Origin of the sequence: Photorhabdus hainanensis (assembly GCF_018448965.1) — a bacterium.
Taxonomy (GTDB): Bacteria; Pseudomonadota; Gammaproteobacteria; order Enterobacterales; family Enterobacteriaceae; genus Photorhabdus; species Photorhabdus akhurstii.
This window is the reverse complement of the sequence record NZ_RCWD01000129.1, coordinates 1-621: the sequence shown is the minus strand read 5'-3', so window position 1 is coordinate 621 and position 621 is coordinate 1. Positions and strand designations below refer to the sequence as shown.

The window sequence follows — 621 nt, the reverse complement described above, 5'->3', positions numbered from 1 at the left end:
ACATAGCCGTGATTGATGAGCTGATCTTGCAACTGGGTTATCAGCCGGCTAATGCCTTTATCGCCCAGGCAATGGTTTTCGCCCTGTTGGGCGACACGCCGGAGCGGTAGCCAGTGCGGGAAATTTTCGGTGCCTGCCAATACCACATGAGTGACAGGAAAACAGGGGGTTTCCACCGCAAAGGCGGCTGACTCCCCGGTTTCCGGTACCGACAGATGAACTTCCGCAGGCGGCGGGGCTAATTGAGCTTCCAGCGCGTGCTGACGGGCCTGTTGATGAATGAGTTGTTGATCTGCGATGTCGGCGGCTTGACTGCCTGAGGCTACGCTACAAAAAACCGTTAATACCAAAATACTGCTTTTCATTGACTTTCTATTCCACAATGTCGAAACAGCATTAACCACAAATTTAACTTAACGATCAATGTTTAGGGTTGATTATCAACCGGGCAACTAAAATAGGGGGTTGGTTAAGATAGCAGCAAAAACAAGAGGTTATATGACAAGGCAAAAAACAGGCCAATGTGATTATTTTGTAACAGCATTGTATAAAAAATAGATTAATATTAATCATTTAATAACCAGCATTAATAATTTCAAATTAATTTTATGGTTTTATTTT

General features: G+C 44.0%; 1 protein-coding gene. It reads right to left on the bottom strand.

Annotated features, from left to right (window positions below; all coding sequences use genetic code 11):
• Positions 1-365 (bottom strand): POTRA domain-containing protein (locus tag EAE92_RS24190; protein ID WP_281422842.1); only part of this gene is annotated, 365 nt, incomplete at its 3' end.
• Positions 366-621: the final 256 nt, after the last annotated feature.